Here is a 386-nt window from a genome sequence, read left to right as displayed (position 1 = left end):
GCGGATATGGGATTAACGACTGCCATTCGTTACCGTCACGAGTATGCTGATTTCCGCAACCATACACAGTTTGGTGATAAGGATTCAGAAACTGGCGAACGTTTAGAATCAGCTCAAAAATCCAAAATAACGCTAACAGGTGCATATAAAATTGAGTCTCTACCGAAGCTTGGTCTTTCTTACGAAGCAAACTATGTAAAATCTTTGGATAACGTACTTCTTTATAATAGTGATGACTGGGAATGGGATGCTGGCTTAAAAGTAAACTACAAGTTCGGTTCTTGGAAACCTTTTGCTGAGATTTGGTCTTCTGATATCAGCTCATCTTCTAAAGATCGCGAAGCAAAATACCGTGTTGGTGTTGCTTACTCATTCTAATTAGAAAT

General features: G+C 39.1%; 1 protein-coding gene. It reads left to right on the top strand.

Features of this window, described 5'->3' with window-relative positions:
• The coding region (locus AB4486_RS23320; RefSeq protein ID WP_372118917.1) for an oligogalacturonate-specific porin KdgM family protein at positions 1-378 on the top strand (378 nt) is incomplete at its 5' end.
• Positions 379-386: the final 8 nt, after the last annotated feature.

The sequence above is a fragment of the Vibrio sp. 10N.222.55.C6 genome, assembly GCF_041473395.1.
Lineage (GTDB): Bacteria > Pseudomonadota > Gammaproteobacteria > Enterobacterales > Vibrionaceae > Vibrio > Vibrio crassostreae_C.
This window is presented reverse-complemented; position numbering and strand designations above follow the sequence as displayed.